Raw genomic sequence first — 22,240 nt, forward strand, 5'->3', positions numbered from 1 at the left:
GTCTGCATATCCGTTTAACCCATTTCACTTTCGTGCCATCCGGCCAGCGCCACGCGCGACAAGGCCATCATGGCGAGGAACAACACGATGCCGGTCACGGTAATCAAAAACAGCGCGGCAAACAAGCGCGGAATGTTCAGTTGAAAACCCGCCTGCAATATCTGATACGCAAGCCCCGATCCGGTACCACCGGTGCCGGCCACAAACTCCGCCACCACCGCACCGATCAGCGCCAGCCCGCTGGAAATCCGCAAGCCGCCGAAGAAATACGGCAAGGCGCTGGGAATACGCAAGCGACGCAAGGTCTGCCAGCGCGAAGCCTTGTTCAGCTTGAACAGATTCAGCAAACCCGGATTGACGCTGCGCAGTCCCAGCGTGGTGTTAGAGATGATAGGGAACAGCGCCATGATGGTCGCGCAGATCACCAGCGCGAAGGTCGGCTCCTTGACCCAGATGATGATCAAGGGTGCGATGGCGACAATCGGCGTCACCTGCAGAATGATCGCGTACGGGAAGAAACTGACTTCGATGAAGCGGCTCTGCACGAACACGAACGCAATCGCCACACCCAGCAGCACCGACAACACGAAGGCCATAAAGGTGATCTTCAGCGTCACCAGCAGCGAGTCCGACAACAAGCTCCAGTCCGCCACCAGCGTCTTGGCAATCACCGACGGCGTCGGCACCAGATAGACCGGTACTTCCAGCGTCACGCAGATCAGTTGCCAGGCAAGCAGCAACGCCACGCCGATCGAGAACGGTGCGGCAACGCGCAGGAACTTCGGATTAGTGATGAGCGGAGTCATGCGCCCCTCCTTCTTGGTTTTCTTGATTGGCCAGCGTCAGATAATCGGACAGGATCTTGCAATAGCCCATGAATTCCGGCGAGATGCGGAAAGCGTCGTCGCGCATGCCGCCGGCGCCCGGCGCCTCGATCGGCACGTCGGCGATCACGCGTCCCGGCCGCGCCGCCATCACCACCACGCGGCTCGACAGATACACCGCCTCGTAAATGCTGTGCGTGACAAACACCACAGTCAGATCTTGCTGACTCCAGATTTTGCGCAGGTCGGCGTCGAGCTTGTTGCGCGTGAACTCGTCAAGCGCGCCGAACGGCTCGTCCATCAGCAACAGATTCGGCCGTGTCGCCAGTGCGCGCGCAATCGAAGCGCGCATCTGCATGCCGCCCGACAGCTCGCGCGGATAGGCATCATGGAAACGATCCAGTCCCACCAGCTTGAGCGCATCCTGTACGCGCACATCGCTGTCGGGGCGCGGCATGTGTTTGAGATCGAGCGGCAGGCGCACGTTCTGCTCCACCGATGCCCACGGCATCAGCGTCGCCTCCTGGAACACCATCGCCAGCGTGCGATGCGGCGTACCTACCGTCGCCAGATTCTTGCCCCACCAGCGGATGTGACCGTGCGACGGCTCCTCCAGCCCGGCGAACATCTTCAGCAGCGTGCTCTTGCCGCAGCCGGACGGTCCGAGCAGCGAGACGAACTCGCCGCGCTTGATGTCCAGCCTGACTTCATCCAGCGCGCGCGTGCCGTTGCGGTAAGTCTTCTCGACACGGTTTGCACTCAGTACGGTATTCGCCAGACCGGCTTCGTCGGCAGCGTTGCCGCCATATGCGCCGGAAGCCGGCAGCGGCGGTATCGTCATGTCATCTCTTTTCATCATCGCCTCTTGCATCGCATTCATGGTTGCCTCGCTTCACGTGACCCACCGTTACACCTGGTTGTCGCTGCCGAACACTTCCGTCTCGCCATGCTCTTCCAGCAATTGCAGCAAAGCGCGGCGCATGATCAGTCCGGGACGGTCGGACGCCATGTGAAATTCCTGCTTGCGGCGCGTATCGATGCAGGCATCGGGATCGGTGGCTTCGAGGATTTCGCGATCCTCGTCCAGAATCGGCTTATCCCAGGCGATCAGCTCCGCCTCCGGGCAATCCTCTTCGGTGTCGTTGCGATACAGCCATTGCGCCAGCATGATGGTGCCGTCGTCGATCGGCGTGGCGCAGTTGTAGATGATGTGATGCCGGCCGGACACCGGATACTGGCAACCGAAACGGCGCACGAAAGGCAAATACCAGCGGTTGAACATATGACGCATGGTGACGTCGTCGGTGGTGCCGGTGACGCGATAGCTGGCCGGGATATTCTTGATCGGCACCAGCGTCTCCGCTTCGAAACCGTAGTCGGTTTCAGTGATCTCGTATTTCTCCGGCTTGGGCTGATCGTACAGACCGAAGGTGGCGCGATGCACGTAGCTGAAGTGCGAATTGTCGAAGGAGTTTTCCATCATGCGCAGCGGGCTGGTTTCCCAACGCTGATAGAACTGGAAGATGCGGCGATAGCCCGGCTGGCTCTCTTCCGGGAAATCAGGAATCGGACGCAGCGGATCTTCCAGCGCCACCCAGACGTAGCCATAGCGTTCCTGGCAATGATAGGGCTTGACCTTGGCCCCGGCCGGAATCGCGCCATCCGGATTTTGCGGAATGCGCACGCAAGCGCCGGAGCAGTCATACGTCCAGCCGTGGTAGCCGCAAACGATATTGCCCTTCTCCACAAAACCCTTCGACAATTGCGCAGTGCGATGGCAGCAGCGATCCTGCAAGGCAGCCGGTGTGCCGTCCTCCTTGAGCCAGAGAACGATCTTCTCGCCCAGCAAAGTGAATGGCTTGGGGCCATCCTTGAGCATGGAAACAGGCATCAATGCATACCAGAAGCGGCGCAGGACTTTTTGTTTCGTAACCAGCATGGTGCAAACTCCTTTAAAACCAGCCATGCCGTTCTGCGCTTGCAGAGACATGGCCAAGCAGCCGGCGCGCCATCATGGTCGCCTTCGCCGCGAATTCAATCAGATCAAATTACGATGCCGCAGCCAGTACGCTGGCGGCGCCGAAGGTTTCCTGTACTTTTTGTGCGAGGTAGTCGCCGATGGTGCACGGCGCATAACGCGCCGGATGTTCATCGGAACAGCACGACGGCAGACAGGACACCGTCACTGCGTGGTCGCCGTCCATGAAGAACGGCAGCGAATAGCGCGGCACCGGGTTGTCGTTGCGCACGCGGTGCGCATTGCTGTGATAGATGTCGTTGCTCCAGCGCTGCAGCAAGTCGCCGATATTGACCACGAAGCTGCCGTGTATCGGTGTCGCGCGCACCCAGTCACCGTCGGCATTGCGCACTTCCAGACCGCCGATGTCGTCCTGCGCGAGGATGGTGACCAACCCCCAGTCGGTGTGTGCACCGGCGCCGATCTGGTTGTGCTGCGCATCGGCAGGCTGTGGCGGATAGTGCAGCATGCGCTGTGTCGCGATCGGCGTACCGAGCGCGAAGTAAAAGAAGTCTTCCGGCAGTTGCAGCGACAAGGCGATGATCGCCAGCAGCCGTTGCGACAGGATGCTCATGGCGGTGTGGTATTGCTGCGCATGCGCGCGCATGCCGGGCAGCTCCTGCGGCCATAGATTGTGGCCGTAGCGCAGCACGCCTTGTTTTACGTAAGGATGATCGCGCGGCAGATCGGTGCCGAACTGGAATCCTTCCTTGAGATCGGTAGGACCGTCATCGAGCGCCTGCGTGCCGATGCGCTCATAGCCGAAACCCGCCGGCGACAGCGACATGTCGACTGCGCGCTTGACCGCGTCAGGCGCAGCAAAGAAACGGCGCGCCCAGTCGAACTGGCCGTCAACCAGGCTCTGCGGAACGCCGTGATTGACCAGATAGAAGAAGCCGACGTCGCGGGCGATCTTATGGATCTCCCAGGCGACGGCTTCGCGCTTGCCGAGATCGTTTGAAAACGCATCGGCAAAATCAATAACCGGCAGGCGTTGCGCGGTCTTGGGTGGTGTGTAGAGAATCATGGCGTCCTCAAGCAAATGAACTTCAGACACCCGGTCTGCGCCACGAACGACGCAGGCCGGCAAGTGCCAATCAGGCGCTCATCAAGGCATCACGTGCATATCTTTGACGAATTGTGTGGTGTAGGCCTTATGCCAGTCGACGTCCGCCTTCAGCAAACCGGTCGATACCATGGTGTCGTAGGTTTTCTTCCAGCGCTCATCAGTCATGATGCCGATGCCTTGCTTGGCGGCGTCGCCACCGGTGACGACTTTCAGTTCCTTGAGCTTCTTGACCGCGTAAGCCAGTTGCTCGTCGCCCATTTCCTTGTTGTCTTTCTTGATCAGCGCGTTACCTGCCGACGGATCTTCCAGATAACTCTTCCAGCCTTCGGCGGTGGCCTTGACGAAGCGCTTCACCAGATCGGGCTTGGTCGCCACCATCTTTTGCAATGTGATGATGGTGGTGCCGTAAGGCGGATAGCCCTCTTGCGCGAACAGGAAGAAATTGGCCTTGGCGCCGGTCTTTTCCGCCTGGAATAATTCCGACGACGGATACGCTTGCTGAACGACATTCGGATCGGCAAAGAACGGTTGCAGGTTGAAGGTGTAAGCCTTCGATTGCGCGTCGGTGTAGCCGTATTTTGCTTTCAGCCATGGCCACCAGCTCGATTGTCCGGAACCGGCCACCAGAATCGTCTTGTCCTTCAGCGCACCGAGATTAGGCACGTCGGCGTGGGTCATCATGCCTTGCAGATCGGATTGAAACGACGTGCCGACCGTCACCAGCGGCAAACCCTGCTCGATGCCTTTCAATACGGTGAAGTCGTAACCCATGCTGAAGTCGGCTTGGCCGGCGACCAGAATCTGCATGTTGTTGACCTGCGGTCCGCCCATCTTGATGGTGACGTCCATGCCATATTTTTTATAGATACCTTTGGCGACGGCCTGATAGAAACCGCCGTGCTCGGCCTGGGCGTACCAGTTGCTCAGTACTGTGACCTTTTCCTGCGCTTGCGCCTGCGTCATCACGGCAGTCTGCAATGCCAGCGCGCCGACCAATGCCGCTGCAATACGGAGGAGAGATATTCGCTTGGCGCTTGTTTGCTTACTCATGGCCTTCCTTTCAGGTGGGTTGTGTTGTACGTCAGTGGAATATCGAATCAAGCATCCGGCACCAGGCGCTCGCCGCGACGGCGCGATACGCAGGCTCAGTTGCTTAGCGGCTTGCGCCGCTGTCATGAAGGCGTGGCACACGGTCGTCATCGCATGCCTCCGTGAGGCAGCAACGGCGCAACAAGGCACATGCAACGTGCAGAATATTCAGAAGAAAAGGAATTGCCGCAGAGATGGGCAATGACAAAGGAAGTGTGGCCTGAGCAGCATGAGTGCGGAGATGGTCGCAGCATTTCTCGTGTCCTATAAATTCACAGGTGCCACCGGTCAATTCCGATAGCGTCACGAGCAATGCCCCACAGTCGATGGTATTTGGATCGACGGCTAGCCGCTTCTACTCAGTCTTCAAACTAGCAATCTACGTGCCATGCTCTGCCCGCGCAGGCATACACGGTTTTTATTGCCGGATAAATAAAAAGAGGACGGAAAATTCCGTCCTCAGTGCAAACCGTTGATCCAAATCAGTGCGGACATCCCCAAAAACTGGCGCAAGGCACCGGTCGCCCGTACTGACTTATATATAGGTACAGATCAGATCACGCCGTGCGACTTGAACCATTCCGTAGCGCGCTTCCAGCCTTCCTTGGCATCCGCTTCGACATAGCTTGGACGATAGTCGGCGTTGAAGGCATGGCCGGAGTTCGGGAACACGATGAACTCCGATTTGTTGCCGGTCTTGGCCAGCGCCTCTTTCATCTGTTCCACCGTGGCGACCGGAATACCGCCATCCTTGCCGCCGTACAGACCGAGTACCGGCACCTTCAGCGTTGGTGCGATGTCGATCGGATGCTGCGGCTGCAGCGCTGTCTTTTCGCCGACGATGCGGCCGTACCAGGCAGCGCCGGCCTTGATCTTGGGATTGCGCGCGCAATACAGCCAGACCACGCGGCCGCCCCAGCAGAAACCGTTGATGCCCATCTTGTCGGGATTGCCGCCGTTGTCCTTGGCCCAGGCGACATAGGCGTCGAGGTCGCCGAAGATCTGTTCATCCGGCACCTTGGAGATGATTTCCTTATTCAGCTCGGCGATCGTCGGATAAGCTGCCGGATTGCCCTGGCGCACGAAGAAATCCGGCGCGATCGCCAGATAGCCGAGCTTGGCGAAACGGCGCGCGATATCGGCGATGTGCTCGTGCACGCCGAAGATTTCGGAGACTACAAAAATCACCGGCAGGTTGGTCTTGCCTTCGGGCTGAGCGCGATAGGCCGGCACCTTGGTGCCGTTGACCATCACGCTGACTTCGCCGACGGTCAGGCCGGCAGTGTCGGTCTTGATCATGGTTTGCGCGCACACCGGCAGCACCGCTGCGGCAAAGCCGGTTCCCAAGGCGGTCTTGATGAAAGTGCGGCGATTGCCGGCATCCAGCAAGCCGGTGGTACCGACCAGGCTGTCGACATCGTTCTTCAGATCGTTCATGAAAATCTCCAGTTCAGAATTCAAAACAGAATTGCACGAGGGAATGACGAGCACCCGACAACATGCCGACGGCCGTGTTGCAGCGAACGCCGAGGCACCGAGGGCGAACAGAAACCGATAGCACAGTGGATGCAAACACGGCCTGCCTGATCATGTTTCAGGCAGGCCGCGCTGCTGGTTCTGCTGACGCTGCCGCTACCACTGCTGCAGGGCATTCTACAAGAGTTGTGGAATGATTTGCACTACATGCGATACAACTCTTTATATCCTCATGCCGCAACGGCGTCCGGCAATTCCGGATGCATAGGCGTAATGTCGATAGTACGCTGCGCCGGCGGCGCCATGCCGATCTGGCGGCCGTCCAGCTTGAACACGCTGACCAGCTGCGTCAGGTTGCCCGCCTGGTCCTGCAGCGATTGCGCAGCGGCGGCAGCCTGTTCAACCAGTGCCGCATTCTGCTGCGTCATATCGTCGATCTGGATGATGGCTTCGTTGATCTGCTCGATGCCGCTGCTTTGCTCGGTATTGGCGCTGGTGATTTCCGACATCACATCGGTGACGCGGCGGATGCTGGTGACGATATCGGTCATCGTCACGCCGGCCTGCTCCACCAGCTTGCTGCCGGCTTCGACCCGCTCCACCGAATCGCCGATCAGGACCTTGATTTCCTTGGCGGCGCTGGCCGAACGTTGCGCCAGGCTGCGCACTTCCGACGCCACCACGGCAAAGCCGCGGCCCTGTTCGCCGGCGCGCGCAGCTTCCACTGCAGCATTCAAGGCCAGGATGTTGGTCTGGAAGGCAATGCCGTCGATCACGCTGATGATATCCACCACCTTTTGCGACGAAGCATTGATCGATTCCATCGTCGCCACCACTTGCGACACGATGCTGCCGCCTTGTACCGCGACATCCGACGCCGCCACCGCCAGCTGATTCGCCTGCAAGGCGTTCTCGGCATTTTGCTTGACGGTGGAATTGAGCTGCTCCATCGACGAGGCGGTCTCTTCCAGTGAACCGGCTTGCTGTTCGGTACGTGCCGACAGGTCGAGATTGCCGCGGGCGATTTCGGTCGACGCCGTGCTGATGGTTTCCGAGCCGGTGCGCACTTGCGTGACGATCGCCGCCAGCTTGTCGCGCATGACCCGCATGGCCGCCAGCAGACTTTCCTGGTCGCCCTGTTTGGTATCGATATGCACGGCGAGATCACCATCGGCAATCTGACCGGCGATGCTCACGGCGTAGTCCGGCTCGCCGCCCAGTTTTTTCAGCAGATTGCGCGTGATCCACACCGCCGCCAGCAGCGCGGTGATGATGCCGACTGCGCTGGTGACCAGCATCAGCCAGCGCGCCGCGTTGTAAGCGCTGGTGCTGTCGCGCGCCGCATCCACGTTCTGCTTGTCTTCGATGGCGTTGAGCGCATTCAGCTCGGCCTGCCATTTCTTCTGCGCCGGCAGATATTCTTCTTTCAGGAACTGTGCGAGTTCATAGGCTTCGCGCTTGAGACCGAGGTCAACAGCCTGGTCGATCAGCTTGTGCGCGATATCGGCTTGCGCCTTGATTCGGGGGAGTGCGGCTTTTTCTTCCGGCTGCGTCCCGGTTCCGGTGTCGAACATCGACCGCAGCTTCTGTTCGGCAGCGAGATACTTCTGCGTCTGCCCCTTGATATACGCCGCCTCCTTCTCGATATCGTCGGCACCGCCTTGCAACATCAGATTGCGCAGCGAGATTGAACGCTCCTGCACCGTCTCGGCCATCTCGCTGACGAGCCTCGACTCCGGATTATTGATGCTGACCACTTCAAGAAAGCGCCGCTGCATCTGATCCATGTTGTACAGACCGAACACCGTCACTGCAATCAGCAACAGCACCACCCACGCGAACCCCAACCCCAGCCGCGTTCCCACCTTCATCCCTGCAACCATGACGCCTCCTCGTTCTTCTACTTGATCCGATGATCCCGAGAAGCCGCTGCGCCTGAAACCGGCAATACGAATACGTCGACCTGCTTTGCTTTGTTTTCCGTCGACCTACGCCAACTTCACTGTGCAACAGCTTCGTGTCTTTTATTTAATTTGTTTCGTGGTCCCCCACCGTCACCGGGCGATGACGATGATGCAACTTTTAGCGTTACTTCTTTTTTATTGTGTTTACTTCAAGTACGGCCAATGCATTTGCCAGGTCATATTCTGCACCAAGCGGGACATGCTCGCAGGAATGTTAATGCAGGGCAAGCGAGGGAAGGAAGAATGTGCAACACCTGCAAAGAACGGGCGAAGCGGAGCGAGCAAGGAAAATCACAGAACGTTTAACAGGGCGGTGAAGCGCAGCGAGCGAGTCGCGATTTGGCCGAGGAGCGCAGACGTACTGGAGTCCGTCGAGCACCACAGGCCAAAGCCCGGCTCGCGCAGTAGCTTCCCCCCTGTTAATGGGCTTCGTCCCAGTTTTTGCCGGTTCCTACTTCGGCTAGCAAAGGCACCTTCAAGTCCGCAACATTTTTCATCAGTTCAGGTAATTTTTCACGCACGATTGCCAGCTCGTCATCCGGCACTTCCATGACCAGTTCATCATGCACCTGCATGATCAGCCTGGACTTCATGCCGTCACGCTCCAGCCAGCCCTGTACGGCGATCATTGCCAGTTTGATCAGATCGGCGGCAGTGCCCTGCATCGGCGCGTTGATCGCCGCGCGTTCTGCACCCTGGCGGCGAGGGCCGTTGGGTGAATTGATCTCCGGCAGCCAGAGTCGGCGGCCGAAGACGGTTTCCACATAACCTTGCGACTTGGCCTCGAGGCGCGTGTTGTCCATGTATTGCTTGACGCTGGAGAAACGCTGGAAATACTTGTCGATGTACATCGCCGCAGCCGCACGTTCGATGCCCAGGTTGCCGGCCAGGCCGAAGGCGCTCATGCCGTAGATCAGGCCGAAATTGATGACCTTGGCGTAGCGGCGCTGCTCGCCGGTGACGTCGCTCAATCCGACGCCGAAAATTTCCGCTGCAGTGGCGCGGTGAATGTCTTCGCCGTCGGCAAAAGCCTTGAGCATGTTCGCGTCTTCGGAGATATGCGCCATGATGCGCAACTCGATTTGCGAATAGTCGGCGGACACAATTGTGCTGCCTGCTGGCGCAATAAAGGCTTCGCGGATGCGGCGGCCTTCGGCGGTGCGGATCGGGATGTTTTGCAGATTGGGATCGTTGGACGCCAGACGGCCGGTGACCGCCACCGCTTGTGCGTAATTAGTGTGCACGCGGCCGGTGGTCGGATCGACCATCTTCGGCAACTTGTCCGTGTAAGTCGACTTCAGTTTGGACAGGCCGCGATAGTCGAGCAGGATCTTCGGCAGCGGGTAATCTTCAGCCAGCTTCTGCAGGACTTCTTCATCGGTTGAGGGGGTGCCGGACGGTGTCTTCTTTACGACCGGCAACTGCAATTTCTCAAACAGGATTTCACCGAGCTGCTTGGGAGAATTCAGGTTGAACGGCTGGCCCGCCAGTTCATAGGCTTGCTGTTCGATTTCCAGCATGCGTTTACCGAGTTCATTCGATTGCGTCGCCAGAATGTCGGCATCGATCAGCACGCCGTTGCGCTCGATCTTTTGCAGCACGACAGAGGTCGGCACCTCAATCTTTTCATAGATGTAGCGCAGCTTGGCGTCGTTTTCGATTTGCGGCCACATGGCCTGATGCAGCGCCAGCGTGACGTCGGCGTCTTCCGCTGCGTATTCGGTAGCGCGGCCGATCTCGACCTGATCGAAACTGATTTGCGAGGCGCCCTTGCCGCACACGTCGGTGTAGCTGATCGTGGTGCGGTTGAGATGGCGCAGCGCGAGGCTGTCCATGTCGTGCGTGCGATGCGATTCGAAGACGTAGGATTCCAGCAGCGTGTCATGCACGATGCCGCGCAATTGCACGCCCTGGTTGGCGAAGATGTGGCTGTCGTATTTGAGATTCTGTCCGAGCTTGGGCTTGCTCTCGTTTTCCAGCCATGGCTTGAGCTTGTTCAGCACCAGCTCGCGCGGCAATTGCGCCGGCATGTCCTGATAATTGTGGGCGACAGGGATGTACGCAGCACGGCCCGGTTCGCAGCACAGCGAGATGCCGACCAGCTGCGCCTGCATGGGAACCAGCGAGGTCGTCTCGGTGTCCACCGCTGTGAGCGGAGCGGCGTTGATTTTTTCTATCCACGCGTCGAGCTGCGCTTCGGTCAGAACGGTTTCGTATTCCTTGACGATGGCGGCGCTGGTGTCGAATAGACCGACTTGCGCAGGACCGGTGGAGACGTCGGCGCCGACTGCGGCCGATGGGGACCCGGAAGATGCATCAGCGGCACTGGCGGAGCCAGCGGCAGCGCCTTCTGCGGCGTCGAGTTCCCGCAGCCAGGTGCGGAAGTTGTAGCGCGTGTAGATTTCACGCAGTGCAGCGTTGTCATTCGCTTGCACGGTGAGCGAATCGAGGATGGTGCCCATGTGCGCCGACAGATCGCAGTCGGTCTTGATGGTCACCAGCACGCGCGCCTGCGGCAACCACGGCAAGGCCTTGCGCAGGTTCTCGCCGACCACGCCGGTGATCTTTTCTGCATTGGCGATGACGCCGTCGAGCGAGTCGTATTGGGTGAGCCATTTGACGGCGGTCTTGGGTCCGCACTTCTCGACGCCGGGAACGTTGTCGACGGTGTCGCCGATGAGGCTGAGGTAGTCGACGATGCGTTCCGGCGGTACGCCGAATTTGCCGATGACGCCGGCGCGGTCCATGGTTTCGTTGCTCATGGTGTTGACCAGCGTGACGTGATCGTTGACCAGTTGCGCCATGTCCTTGTCGCCCGTGGAGACGATGGTCTTGAGTCCGACTTCGGCGGCGCGCACGCCCAGCGTGCCGATGACGTCGTCGGCCTCGATGCCTTCGACCATCAGGATCGGCCAGCCCAGTGCGCGTACGGCGGCGTGAATCGGTTCAATTTGCAATGCCAGGTCCTCGGGCATCGATTTGCGTGTAGCCTTGTACTCGGTGTACAAGTCGTCACGGAAAGTTTTTCCCTTGGCGTCGAATATACAAGCGATGTAACTTGCAGGATAATCATTACGCAGTCGGCGCAACATATTGATGATGCCGTACAACGCACCGGTCGGCGCGCCTTCCGCGTTACGCATATCTGGCAAGGCATGAAATGCACGATAGAGGTAACTGGAACCATCAACTAACAACAAGGTTTTTTGCATATGGAACTTAGAGGAAAAAATGTACCGCGACTGCGGGAAGTGAATGACATCGAGCGCGCCACCGCCAAGAAGGCACGCGAGTCATGGCATGTACTCACGATTATGGCAGAATTTATCGAGTCGACCGAGCGCCTGTCGGAGCTGCGACCTGCCGTTTCCATCTTCGGTTCTGCGCGTACGAAACCGGACGATCCGCATTATGCCTTGTGCGTCGACATCGCGCGACGCCTTTCCGACGCTGGCTTTGCGGTCATCTCAGGCGGCGGCCCCGGCATCATGGAAGCGGCCAACAAAGGCGCCTTCGACGGCGCCTCGCCATCGGTCGGCCTGAACATCGAACTGCCGCATGAGCAGCACGGCAACGGCTGGCAGGACATCTCTTTGTCATTCCGCCATTTCTTCGCGCGCAAAGTCGCCTTCGTCAAATACGCCGACGCCTATGTTGTGTTGCCGGGCGGCTTCGGCACGCTGGACGAACTGACCGAAGCGTTGACCCTGATGCAGACCGGCAAATCGCGTCTGATGCCGGTGATTCTGGTCGGCAGCAAATTCTGGGCCGGCCTGATGGACTGGATCCGTACGCGCCTGGTCGATGACGGCATGATCTCCGCCAAGGATCTGGATCTGCTGCAGGTGATCGACGATCCGGCCGAAGTCGTGGTCGCGATTCAAAAATTCTACGAAGCCCGTCAAAAACCGGCAGGCGCCGACGGCGACAGTGAACAACAGACCGGCATGTATTTGTAAAGCAGCGTAACCTGCAAGCATGTCCCCGTCCTTGCGCAAGCGCCACCAACTGCGGGCGCGCAAGGGCGGTTTGTTACAATGACAGCATATCGTTCAACTTCTATAGAAGAATCACCATGAACCTCACACAAATCTGGTCGAAAGCCGCTCTGCTGGCCGCCGTCACTGCCGCGGCCGGTTTTGCGTCGCCTTTGGCGATGGCGCAATCCGCGCCGGCCGCTGTCGCGCCACCGCCGCCTGAACTGCAAACGCTGGACGAAGGAGAACCGCCAGCCGTGACCATCAAGAAGCCGGGCGAAGGCACAGGTTCCGGCAACAAGATCGAAGAACGACGCGATCACGGCCAGACCAAGGAAATCAAGGTCCAGTCCGGTCCGAGCACCTATTACCTGAAGCCGAAGGAACAGCTCGGCAGCTCCACGCCGGGCGATGCGCAAAGCGGTCCGCCGACCAGCGCCCAATGGCAGATCAAGGAATTCGACTGGGGCGGCAAGAAGAAGCCGAAAGACGGCGACAATTCCGACAAGTAATCCATCCGTTCAGGCGCGCACATCAACAACCGCGCGCCTGAACTTCTCATCGTTCTTCATCATTTCCGCACATGGCAGTTTTTACTCCGGTCAGCCTGGATGACCTCTCCGGCTGGATATCCCAGTTTTCTCTCGGCAAAGCGCTCGCCATCAAAGGCATTTCTTCCGGTATTGAAAACAGCAATTTCTTCATCACGACCGAAAGCGGCGAATACGTCCTCACGCTGTTTGAAAAACTGAGTTTCGAGCAACTGCCGTTTTACCTGGAACTGATGCGCCATCTGGCGCAACGCAATGTGCTGGTGCCGGCGCCGATTCCCAACCGGAACGGCAGCATCATCAACGCGCTCAACGGCAAACCCGCATCGATCGTCACCAAGCTCGAAGGCGCTTATCAGCCGAAGCCGCAGCCCGTGCATTGCGCGGAAGTCGGCTCCATGCTGGCCAGGATGCATCTGGCGGCACAGGACTTCGGCATCCGCCAGCCCAATCTGCGCGGCCTGCCATGGTGGCGCGAGACGGCGCCGGTCGTGCTGCCGTATCTGGATGAAGAGACACAAAACCTGTTGCGCGCGGAAATGCAATTCCAGGAAGAGTTCGCCGCCTCCGACATCTACGCGCAGTTGCCCAACGGCCCGGTGCATGCCGACCTGTTCCGCGACAATGCGATGTTTGTCGATACGCGCCTGACCGGTTTCTTCGATTTTTATTTTGCCGGTTGCGACACCTGGCTGTTCGACCTCGCAGTGACCGTCAACGACTGGTGCATCGACCTGCCGACCGGCGAACTCGATCTGCCGCGCGTGCAGGCCATGCTCGACGCCTACCACGCTGTGCGGCCATTCACGCCGGCCGAGCAGCAAGCCTGGAACGCCAGCCTGCGCGCCGCCGCGCTGCGTTTCTGGCTGTCCCGTCTTTATGATTTCTATCTTCCGCGCGCCGCCGAAATGCTGACGCCGCACGATCCTACGCACTTCGAACGCATCCTGAGATTGCGCGTCACGCGCGCCAATCCGCCACTGAACTGATTATGGAAAAACTGCCTGCAAAAACCGGCTGGCTTTGGGTCAAGGAAGGCGTTGCGCTGTTTCGCAAGCAACCTGCCGAAGTATCGACGCTGTTCCTGAGCTACATGTTTCTGATGCTGGCGCTGGGCATCGTGCCGGTCATCGGCCAGTTGCTGCCGCTGATCCTGGTGCCGGTGTTTGCCATGTCCTTCATGCAGGCTTGCCGCCAGATTGAGGAAGGCAAGCGCGTGTACCCCAACCTGCTGCTGGTCGGCTTCCGCTCTCCTGCCCTACGCACTTTGCTGACATTGGGCGTGCTGTACTTGCTGGCCGCATTCGGAGCTGTGGGCGTGTCGGCACTGGTCGACGGCGGCGCCTTCTGGAACGCCATGACCGGCACGGGCGGGCTCAACCCAAAAGATATCGAAGGCAGCAACATCAGCCTGGCGATGGTCCTGGCGGCCGTCGTGTATATCCCTGCGGCAATGGCGTTCTGGTTTGCCGCGCCGCTGATCACCTGGCAAAACATGCCGCTGGGCAAGGCGCTGTTCTACAGCTTCTTCGCCGTACGCCGCGCCGGCAAGGCCTTTCTACTGTACGGACTGGCGTGGCTGGTGATCGGCATCCTGCTGCCGGCCGCCGTCAGCACCATCGTTGCATTGCTGATCAACAACGTAACGGTCATCGTATTTATTTTGCTGCCATTGTCGATAATATTGACCGTCGTCATGTATTGCTCTTTTTACCCGACTTACACTGCAATCTTTGGCAGGCCGCAGCGCGACGAAACATCCGTTCCTGAAAGCAACGACAGCGCGAGGTAAAATGTTTGCAAAAAGAAAATAATTCTTTATTGCAAGCAAACTGCCTATAACAACGCTTCTGTCACGGGGAAAAAAGATGCGGATGAACCTGCCTGTCACCAATGTCGAGTATCCATTACAAGACGGCAAATCCATTGTTTCGAAAACGGATCTGAAGGGCAACATAACTTACGTCAATCCCTACTTCATCGAAGTCAGCGGATTCCACGAAGAAGAACTGATGGGCGCGCCGCAAAACATCGTGCGCCACCCCGACATGCCGGCACAGGCTTTCGCCGACATGTGGAAAACCGTCAAGAAGGGCATCCCCTGGACCGGCCTGGTCAAAAATCGCCGCAAGAACGGCGATCACTACTGGGTGCTCGCCAACATTACCCCGGTGCGCGAAAAAGGCCAGGTCATCGGCTACATGTCGGTACGCACCAAACCATCGCGCCAGGACATCACCGCCGCAGAAAAACTCTACACCGGCATCCGTAAAGGCAAGGCCAGGGGCATCGCCATCGAGCAAGGCAATGTAGTCAGGACCGGCGTAAAGGGTTGGATCGCCAAACTCGGCAAGATCCAGCTCAACACCCGGATCAACCTGTCGATGATCACCATGCTGGCGCTGCAACTGGTCGCGGCGAGCGTAAGCTTCTTCACCGATCACAGCAAGCTCAACACCGGCATTTGCGTCGCCACCATCCTGCTCACGCTGTATATCTGGTACGCATTGCACAGTGCCCTGGTGCGTCCGATCAATGCGGCGCTGAAAGCGACTTACGCCATCACCGGCGGCGATCTGTCGAACAATATCGAATCCGACCGCCACGATGAAATCGGCCGCTTGCTGCGCGCGCTGCGCCAGATGAACATCAATCTCACAGCCATCATCGGCGATGTCCGTTCCAACGTGGAATCGATCAACGGCGCCACCCGTGAAATCGCCAGCGGCAACATGGACTTGTCGCATCGGACCGAAGCCCAGGCGTCGAATCTGGAAGAAACCGCATCCAGCATGGAGCAACTGGCTGCCACCGTGCGCCAGAATGCCGATAGCGCATTGCAAGCCAATCAGCTGGCGGCATCCGCGTCATCGATTGCCGTCAAGGGCGGCGACGTAGTGGCCAAGACCGGCAACACCATGAGCGAAATCAGCGAATCGTCGAAGAAGATCGTCGACATCATCAGCCTGATCGACAGCATCGCGTTCCAGACCAACATTCTGGCATTGAATGCTGCGGTGGAAGCGGCGCGCGCCGGCGAACAGGGCAAGGGTTTTGCGGTGGTTGCTTCGGAAGTGCGCAGCCTGGCGCAACGCTCGGCAGGCGCCGCCAAAGAGATCAAGACGCTGATCGAAGATTCAGTGGAAAAAGTCGACATCGGCAATCGCCTGGTGGACGATGCCCGCAGCACCATGACGGAAATCGTCGATTCGGTCAAACGCGTCACCGGCATCATGAACGAGATCACCATCGCCACCCAGCAGCAAAGCGCCGGCATCACGCAAGTGCATCAGGCCGTGACCGACATGGACGAAAGCACGCAACAGAACGCCGCGCTGGTGGAACAGGCCGCCGCTGCTGCCGGCAGTCTGGAAGAACAGACCGGCCGCCTGCTGCAAGCGATTGCCGTGTTCAAGTTCCAGCACAAATAATCAAAAATAATCGAAGACAGCAAAGCAAGCGATAAAAAATCAACGGCTGGGAGCGAACACATCGCTGCCGGCCTTTTTTATTGCGCCGCTGCTTCTTCCGAGGACGGCAATGCGGGCAATGCCGGCCAGGGCCGATAGATATCGCGATAACGCTGCAAACGCGGCATCAAGGCATCATGCCGTTCTTTTCGCGGCGTAAAACTGTCCTGCTGCTGCGGCTTGCGGCAGACCACTTCTTCTGCGCCACCGTCCGCCAGCCACGCCAGACGCGCCGCGCCCAGAGCGCCGCCTGCTTCGCTGCCGACATGCGTAACGATGCGGACATTGAGCGCGTCGCTCAACAGCTGCGCCCAATACGCACTGCGCGCGCCACCGCCGACCAGCGACAACTGCTGCACACCGGTGCCGGCAGCACGCAAGGCGTCCAGTCCATCGACCATGCCAAAACTCACGCCCTCCAGCACGGCATACGCCAGCGCCGCGCGCTGATGTTCATGCGACAAACCATGGAACGCGCCCAGCGCATAGGGATCGTTATGCGGCGTGCGCTCGCCCGACAGATACGGCAGGAACAGAGGCGCATTGGCCAAGGCTTCGCCATCCAGCAAGGCCACTTCTTCCAGCAAGGTCTTTTCATCGACGCTGCACAGGCGGCAAAACCAGCGCAGGCAACTCGCCGCCGACAGCATCACGCTCATCTGATGCCAGCGTTGCGGCAAAGTGTGGCAAAACGCATGAATCGCGCGCGCCGGGTTGGGGCGGAATTTGTCGTTGACCACGAACAGCACGCCCGACGTGCCGAGCGAGAGGAAGCCGTCTCCCGGATTGACCGCGCCGATACCGACCGCGCTCGCCGCGCCGTCACCGGCGCCGCCGGCAACCCTGACCTCGGGTGACAAGCCCCATGCCTGCGCCAATGCAGGCAGCAAAAAGCCTGCTGCGCGACTGCCATCGACCAGCGCCGGCATCTGTCCGCGGTGCATGCCGCTGGCGGCAAGCAAGTCATCCGACCAGTCGCGCCGCGCCACATCGAGCCAGAGCGTCCCGGCAGCATCGGACGGATCGGAAATTTTTTGCCCGGTCATCTGCAGACGCAGCCAATCCTTGGGCAGCAACACGCATGCCACCTGAGCAAACAATTGCGGCTCATGCCGCGCCACCCACAGCAGCTTGGGTGCGGTAAATCCGGGCATCGCCAGATTGCCTGCCACCTCATGCAAATCGGGAGCGCGCCGCGTCAGCTCGGCGCATTCTTCCGTGCTGCGCGAATCGCTCCACAAGATCGCCGGCCGCAACACCTGATCGTGCGCGTCCAGCAGCACTGCGCCGTGCATTTGCCCTGACAAGCCGATAGCCCGGATCTGCATGAACTGTTCCGGACCGATCTGCGCGCGCAGCTTGGCAACGGTGTCGCAGGCCGCCTGCCACCATTGCTGCGGATCCTGTTCCGACCAGCGCGGGTGCGGACGCGATACGGCCAGCGGCGTGCCTGCCAATGCCAGCAGCTTGCCCTCGGCATCGATCACGACCGCTTTGACTTCCGACGTACCAAGGTCTATCCCCAGATACATGGTGCTCCTCGTTGTATTCTCATTTGTCCTTGTCCGCCCTCAGTCTCCATCGGATGATCCGGCGAACAGGTATTTACGCGGACATTTTAGTCGAAGCCGCCAGCCAGGCATTGATATCGACCACCGCTTCGCGCAGCAGGCGTTCCAGCGGCACCGAGCCTGCCAGTTCGCCCCACAGTAGCGGATCGGCGCAATAAGCACGCAGCGGATCGGGGGCATCCAGCATGGCCCGTGTTGCCGCCGGATCGAACACGCCGTCCTGATATTCGTAACTCAGGGCGCCCTGCTTCCAGCGCTGCAGGAAGACAAAGAACAAAGCCGGCAACTGCGCCGTCGCACGCGGTTGATGGCCGCGCGCCAGACTGTCGCTGATGGTTGGCCGGATAAAGCCGGGAATCTTGGAGAAGCCATCCGCCGCCACGCGCTGGTTGGTGTCCTGAATCGCCGGATTGCCGAAGCGTGCCAGTGTGGTGTCCCGGTAGGCTTCCAGATCCAGCGGACTCGGCGTCAGGCTGGGGATCACATCCTGCGTGACGTAGTCGTAGGCCATGCGATGAATATCTTCATGCGCCGTGCCTTCATGAATATAGTTGAGACCGATCAGCGTACCTGCCCACGCGATGCAGCTATGGCTGGCGTTGAGAATACGGATCTTCGCTTCCTCGTATGGCAGAACCGAAGCGACCATTTCCACGCCGACCTTTTCCAGCGCAGGCCGGCCGGCTTTGAAATCATCCTCGATCACCCATTGAATGAAGGATTCCGCCATCAACGCGCAAGGATCGTCGATGCCGATTGCCTCTTTGACGCGCTGACGCACGGCATCGGTCGGACGCGGCGTGATGCGGTCGACCATGGAGTTGGGGCTGGTGACGTTGTTGCGCACCCATTCCAGCAATTGCTGATGGCCGCGCAAAGCCAGGAACTGCTGCAAGCCGCCGAGAAAGCGCTCGCCGTTGTGGCGCAGGTTGTCGCAGTTGAGCAGCGTCACACCGCCGGCGTTGCCGTCATAGCGCGCCTGCAGAATCGCCGTGATGGCGCCGTAAATGGTACGGCGCTCGCCATCGATGTCGGCTGCCAGATCGGGTTGATGGACGTCCAACAGATGCTCATGATCCAGGTAGTAGCCGCCTTCAGTCACGGTGAAAGAGATCACACGGGTACGCGGCTCGGCGCCGGTTTTCACGAGGCTTTTCAACTGCGCATCCCAAGGAACGATGTCACGGATGGCGTGGATGGTTTCATACGCACGCTGCCCTTGCGGCGTCACCGTCTCCAGCGTGTAGCGGCCCTCGCTTTGCTGCAATGCCTGCAATAGCGGCGCCATGTCGGGGCGAATATTTGCCAGCGCCAGTTGCCAGCGGCGGTCCTCGTCGTTGCCGCGTTCGCGCAAGCGATGCAGGTAGACTGCCTGATGCGCACGGTGAAACGATCCGGCGCCGATATGCAGCCAGATCAGGTCGTTTTTTGAATCGCGATTGCTCATGTTGTCCTCTGTTGCTTTATTGCTTTGTTGCCTGTTCTCTATGCCGTGATCCTTGTGTCCCTGCGTCAATGCACCGCTGCCGGACGCTCTTCAAGCCGCGGCACGGCGCTGCCGTCCTGGCGGAACAGGTGGCAGCGATTGGCATCGGCGCTGACGCCGATCACGCTTCCGGCGGCGAGCTTCAGGCTGTCCGGCACGCGCAGGATCAGGGACTCTTCCGATGCATCGCTGGCGGCGTACAGGTAAGAGAAGTCCCCCAGCAACTCCAAGGCAGTGAAGTGCGCCTGCAGCATCGGCTTGTCATCGACGATGCGCAGATGTTCCGGCCGGATGCCCAGCGTGACCTTGTCGCCGACTTTCAGCGTACTGGCTTCGACCGCAGCAAGTTGGCGTCCACCGCCGGGCAAATGTACCAGCGCGCCTTCTTCGCTCAAAGACGCCACCGCGCCGTAGATGAAGTTCATCTTCGGCGAACCGATGAAGCCGGCTACGAAACGATTAGCGGGATGGTGATACAGCTGCTGCGGCGTGCCGACCTGCTCGATGCGGCCGGCCGACAGCACCACAATCTTGTCCGCCAATGTCATCGCTTCGATCTGATCGTGTGTGACATAAATCATGGTGGTCTTGAGATCGTCGTGCAGCTTGGAAAACTCCAGGCGCATCTTCACCCGCAAAGCGGCATCGAGATTCGACAAGGGTTCGTCAAACAGAAACACGCTCGGCTGGCGCGTGATCGCGCGGCCGATGGCGACGCGCTGACGCTGGCCGCCGGACAAGGCGCGCGGCTTGCGGTCGAGCAGATGGTCGATATGCAGAATTTTGGCGGCGTGCTGTACCGCCGTGTCGATCTCGCTCTTGGACTTGCCCGCGATCTTGAGACCGAAAGCCATGTTGTCGTACAGCGTCATGTGCGGGTACAAAGCATATGACTGAAACACCATGGCGATACCGCGCTTGGCGGCCGGCACGTCGTTCATGCGGCGCTCGCCGATATTCAGGTCGCCGGCGCTGATGTCTTCCAGACCGGCAATCATGCGCAGCAAGGTCGACTTGCCGCAGCCGGACGGGCCGACGAAGACGACGAACTCACCGTCATCGATATCGAGGTTGATGTCGCGCATGACTTCGTTGTCTTCGTAGCGCTTGGCGAGGTTGCGGATGGTGACGGCTGCCATGGAAGTCTCCTTGTTTCTCTGTGTCTCAATGATTTCGTCGCAGTGAGTGTGATTGCAATAGCGATGGCGACGATGTTTTGTATGAATGCTGCTGCGGTTTATCTGATCAGGCAGCATCTTCCGCCAACATGGCGGCGATCAGTCCCGGCAATTCACGCATGTCGTCGAACACCAGTTCGGCGCCGGCCGCCAGTAATTTCTGATGCATGCCCTCCTTGTCGTGCGCCACGCCGGTGAAACCCAGCACGCGCATACCGGCACTGCTGGCGGCGCGCACGCCGGTGACGCTGTCGTCGACGGCGACGCACTGCTGCGGCGTGATTCCATATCCTTCCGCCGCCGCAAGATAGACATGCGGCGCCGGCTTGGGCCGGCCGACGTCGTGGGCGCTGTGAATATGCCCCTCGAACATGTCCAGCAAGCCGCAGCGACGCAACCCTTGCACGATGCGATCGCTGCCGCTGTTGCTGGCGACGGCCTTGGGCAGATCGATTTGCTGCAAGGCTTCCGCGATGCCGGGCACCAGTTGTACTTCGTCGCCGCAGGCGATGCCGACGGCAGTATTGATGTCGGCATACTGCGCAGCGTTCAGGCCGAAGCCGAATTCCAGATCCAGTTCATCGAGCAGCAGCTCAGTGAACATGCCGAGCCTGGAAGCAATGGCATGATGCAATTTGTCGCTATCGGCAGGATCCTTCAGCAGCGGCAGGAGATGTTCATGCAGCACGCGCAGGGCGATGCTTTCGCTGTCGAGCAGCACGCCGTCGCAGTCGCACACCAGATGCGTGATTGTTGATGTCATGTGTTCTTTCATTACTTCACTGCGCCAAAGGTCAGGCCGCGCACCAGTTGCTTCTGCGCCAGCCAGCCGAGCGCCATGATGGGCGCGATCGCCAGCAGCGACGCAGCCGACAGCTTGGCCCAGAACAAGCCTTCCGGATTGGAGTACGAGGCGATGAATACCGTCAGCGGCGCCGCGTCGACGCTGGTCAGGTTAAGACTCCAGAAGGCTTCATTCCACGACAGGATGATCAGCAGCAGTGCCGTCGATGCCAACCCGGGCATCGCAGTCGGCAGCAGCAGATAAAGCATCTCTTGCCAGGCATTGGCGCCGTCGATACGAGCGGCTTCGAGGATCTCTTTCGGCACGTCGTTGAAATAGGTGAACGCCATCCAGACCGCGATCGGCAGATTGATCAGGGTATAGATCAAAGTCAGCCCGGTCACCGAGTCCAGCATGCCGCTGTTCTTCGCCAGCAGGTAAATCGGCACCAGCACGCCAACGGCCGGCATCATCTTGGTCGACAGCATCCATAGCAGCAGCTTCTGCGTGCGTCCGGTGGGGAAGAACGCCATCGAATACGCCGCCGGCACGGCAATCAGCAACGCCAGCAAGGTCGAACCCAGCGACACGATCATGGAATTCTTGACAAAGGAAAGGTAGTTGCTGCGCTCGAAGACTTCGCGGAAGGTATCAAGCGTCGGCATGAAGATCAGGCTTGGCATATAGGCCTGATGCTCGTTCTTGAAGGCCGTGATGGCGACCCAGAAGATCGGAAAAAACAGCACGATGGCGCAGGTCCAGGCCAGCAGGCCGACCCAGAGCG

General features: G+C 59.4%; 17 protein-coding genes and 1 pseudogene. 5 read left to right on the top strand and 13 right to left on the bottom strand.

The genetic code is table 11. The features are described from left to right. Positions 1-14 precede the first annotated feature (14 nt). The 8 genes from AC1RN6_RS15280 to polA form a co-directional block, all read right to left on the bottom strand. Positions 15-806, bottom strand: a complete 792-nt coding sequence (locus AC1RN6_RS15280) for an ABC transporter permease (protein ID WP_493006289.1) — start codon at positions 804-806, stop codon at positions 15-17. Beyond that, positions 787-1,683: an ABC transporter ATP-binding protein gene (locus AC1RN6_RS15285; RefSeq protein ID WP_493006453.1), complete on the bottom strand. Its 897-nt coding sequence runs from the start codon at positions 1,681-1,683 to the stop codon at positions 787-789. Before AC1RN6_RS15285 ends, AC1RN6_RS15280 begins: the two co-directional genes overlap by 20 nt. A gap of 48 nt (positions 1,684-1,731) precedes the next feature. Next, positions 1,732-2,763 carry an aromatic ring-hydroxylating dioxygenase subunit alpha gene (locus tag AC1RN6_RS15290; protein ID WP_493006290.1) on the bottom strand — a complete coding sequence of 344 codons (1,032 nt, stop codon included), beginning with the start codon at positions 2,761-2,763 and terminating at the stop codon, positions 1,732-1,734. A gap of 109 nt (positions 2,764-2,872) precedes the next feature. Next, positions 2,873-3,868 carry an isopenicillin N synthase family dioxygenase gene (locus AC1RN6_RS15295; RefSeq protein WP_493006291.1) on the bottom strand — a complete coding sequence of 332 codons (996 nt, stop codon included), beginning with the start codon at positions 3,866-3,868 and terminating at the stop codon, positions 2,873-2,875. A gap of 81 nt (positions 3,869-3,949) precedes the next feature. Beyond that, the gene (locus tag AC1RN6_RS15300; RefSeq protein WP_493006292.1) at positions 3,950-4,960 is read right to left on the bottom strand and encodes an ABC transporter substrate-binding protein; all 1,011 of its coding nucleotides are present in this window, start codon (positions 4,958-4,960) and stop codon (positions 3,950-3,952) included. A gap of 591 nt (positions 4,961-5,551) precedes the next feature. Continuing rightward, entirely contained in the window at positions 5,552-6,436 is an 885-nt protein-coding gene (locus AC1RN6_RS15305; protein ID WP_493006293.1) for a dienelactone hydrolase family protein, read from the bottom strand. Between the two features lie 269 nt (positions 6,437-6,705). Next, positions 6,706-8,358 (bottom strand): methyl-accepting chemotaxis protein, encoded by a 1,653-nt coding sequence (locus tag AC1RN6_RS15310; protein ID WP_493006294.1) that lies wholly within the window; start codon positions 8,356-8,358, stop codon positions 6,706-6,708. A gap of 500 nt (positions 8,359-8,858) precedes the next feature. Continuing rightward, entirely contained in the window at positions 8,859-11,651 is a 2,793-nt protein-coding gene (gene polA / locus AC1RN6_RS15315; RefSeq protein ID WP_493006295.1) for a DNA polymerase I, read from the bottom strand. Between polA and AC1RN6_RS15320 the strand changes: the two genes are divergently transcribed. The 5 genes from AC1RN6_RS15320 (at position 11,652) to AC1RN6_RS15340 (ending at position 16,398) form a co-directional block, all read left to right on the top strand. Then, positions 11,652-12,398: an LOG family protein gene (locus AC1RN6_RS15320; RefSeq protein ID WP_493006296.1), complete on the top strand. Its 747-nt coding sequence runs from the start codon at positions 11,652-11,654 to the stop codon at positions 12,396-12,398. Between the two features lie 116 nt (positions 12,399-12,514). Next, positions 12,515-12,928 (top strand): DUF2782 domain-containing protein, encoded by a 414-nt coding sequence (locus AC1RN6_RS15325; protein ID WP_493006297.1) that lies wholly within the window; start codon positions 12,515-12,517, stop codon positions 12,926-12,928. A 71-nt stretch (positions 12,929-12,999) separates the two neighbouring features. Further along, positions 13,000-13,956: a homoserine kinase gene (locus AC1RN6_RS15330; protein WP_493006298.1), complete on the top strand. Its 957-nt coding sequence runs from the start codon at positions 13,000-13,002 to the stop codon at positions 13,954-13,956. Positions 13,957-13,958: 2 nt separating this feature from the next. After that, entirely contained in the window at positions 13,959-14,759 is an 801-nt protein-coding gene (locus AC1RN6_RS15335) for a BPSS1780 family membrane protein (RefSeq protein ID WP_493006299.1), read from the top strand. Between the two features lie 76 nt (positions 14,760-14,835). Further along, complete coding sequence (locus AC1RN6_RS15340) at positions 14,836-16,398, top strand: methyl-accepting chemotaxis protein (protein WP_493006300.1); 1,563 nt, start codon at positions 14,836-14,838, stop codon at positions 16,396-16,398. A 77-nt stretch (positions 16,399-16,475) separates the two neighbouring features. Here the strand turns inward: AC1RN6_RS15340 and xylB are convergent, their stop codons facing one another. From xylB to AC1RN6_RS15365, 5 genes and pseudogenes are all read right to left on the bottom strand, one after another. Continuing rightward, positions 16,476-17,969: a xylulokinase gene (gene xylB / locus AC1RN6_RS15345; protein ID WP_493006301.1), complete on the bottom strand. Its 1,494-nt coding sequence runs from the start codon at positions 17,967-17,969 to the stop codon at positions 16,476-16,478. A 73-nt stretch (positions 17,970-18,042) separates the two neighbouring features. After that, entirely contained in the window at positions 18,043-19,455 is a 1,413-nt protein-coding gene (dalD, locus tag AC1RN6_RS15350; RefSeq protein ID WP_493006302.1) for a D-arabinitol 4-dehydrogenase, read from the bottom strand. A gap of 65 nt (positions 19,456-19,520) precedes the next feature. Next, a complete protein-coding gene (locus tag AC1RN6_RS15355) occupies positions 19,521-20,633 on the bottom strand; it encodes an ABC transporter ATP-binding protein (RefSeq protein ID WP_493006303.1) in 1,113 nt (370 codons plus the stop codon). A gap of 106 nt (positions 20,634-20,739) precedes the next feature. Further along, positions 20,740-21,435 carry an HAD family hydrolase gene (locus tag AC1RN6_RS15360; RefSeq protein WP_493006304.1) on the bottom strand — a complete coding sequence of 232 codons (696 nt, stop codon included), beginning with the start codon at positions 21,433-21,435 and terminating at the stop codon, positions 20,740-20,742. An 11-nt stretch (positions 21,436-21,446) separates the two neighbouring features. Beyond that, positions 21,447-22,229: pseudogene (locus AC1RN6_RS15365) on the bottom strand (carbohydrate ABC transporter permease); the annotation flags it as partial. Between the last annotated feature and the right edge of the window lie 11 nt (positions 22,230-22,240).

Source organism: Herbaspirillum sp. GW822-FHT03A08 (assembly GCF_058801885.1).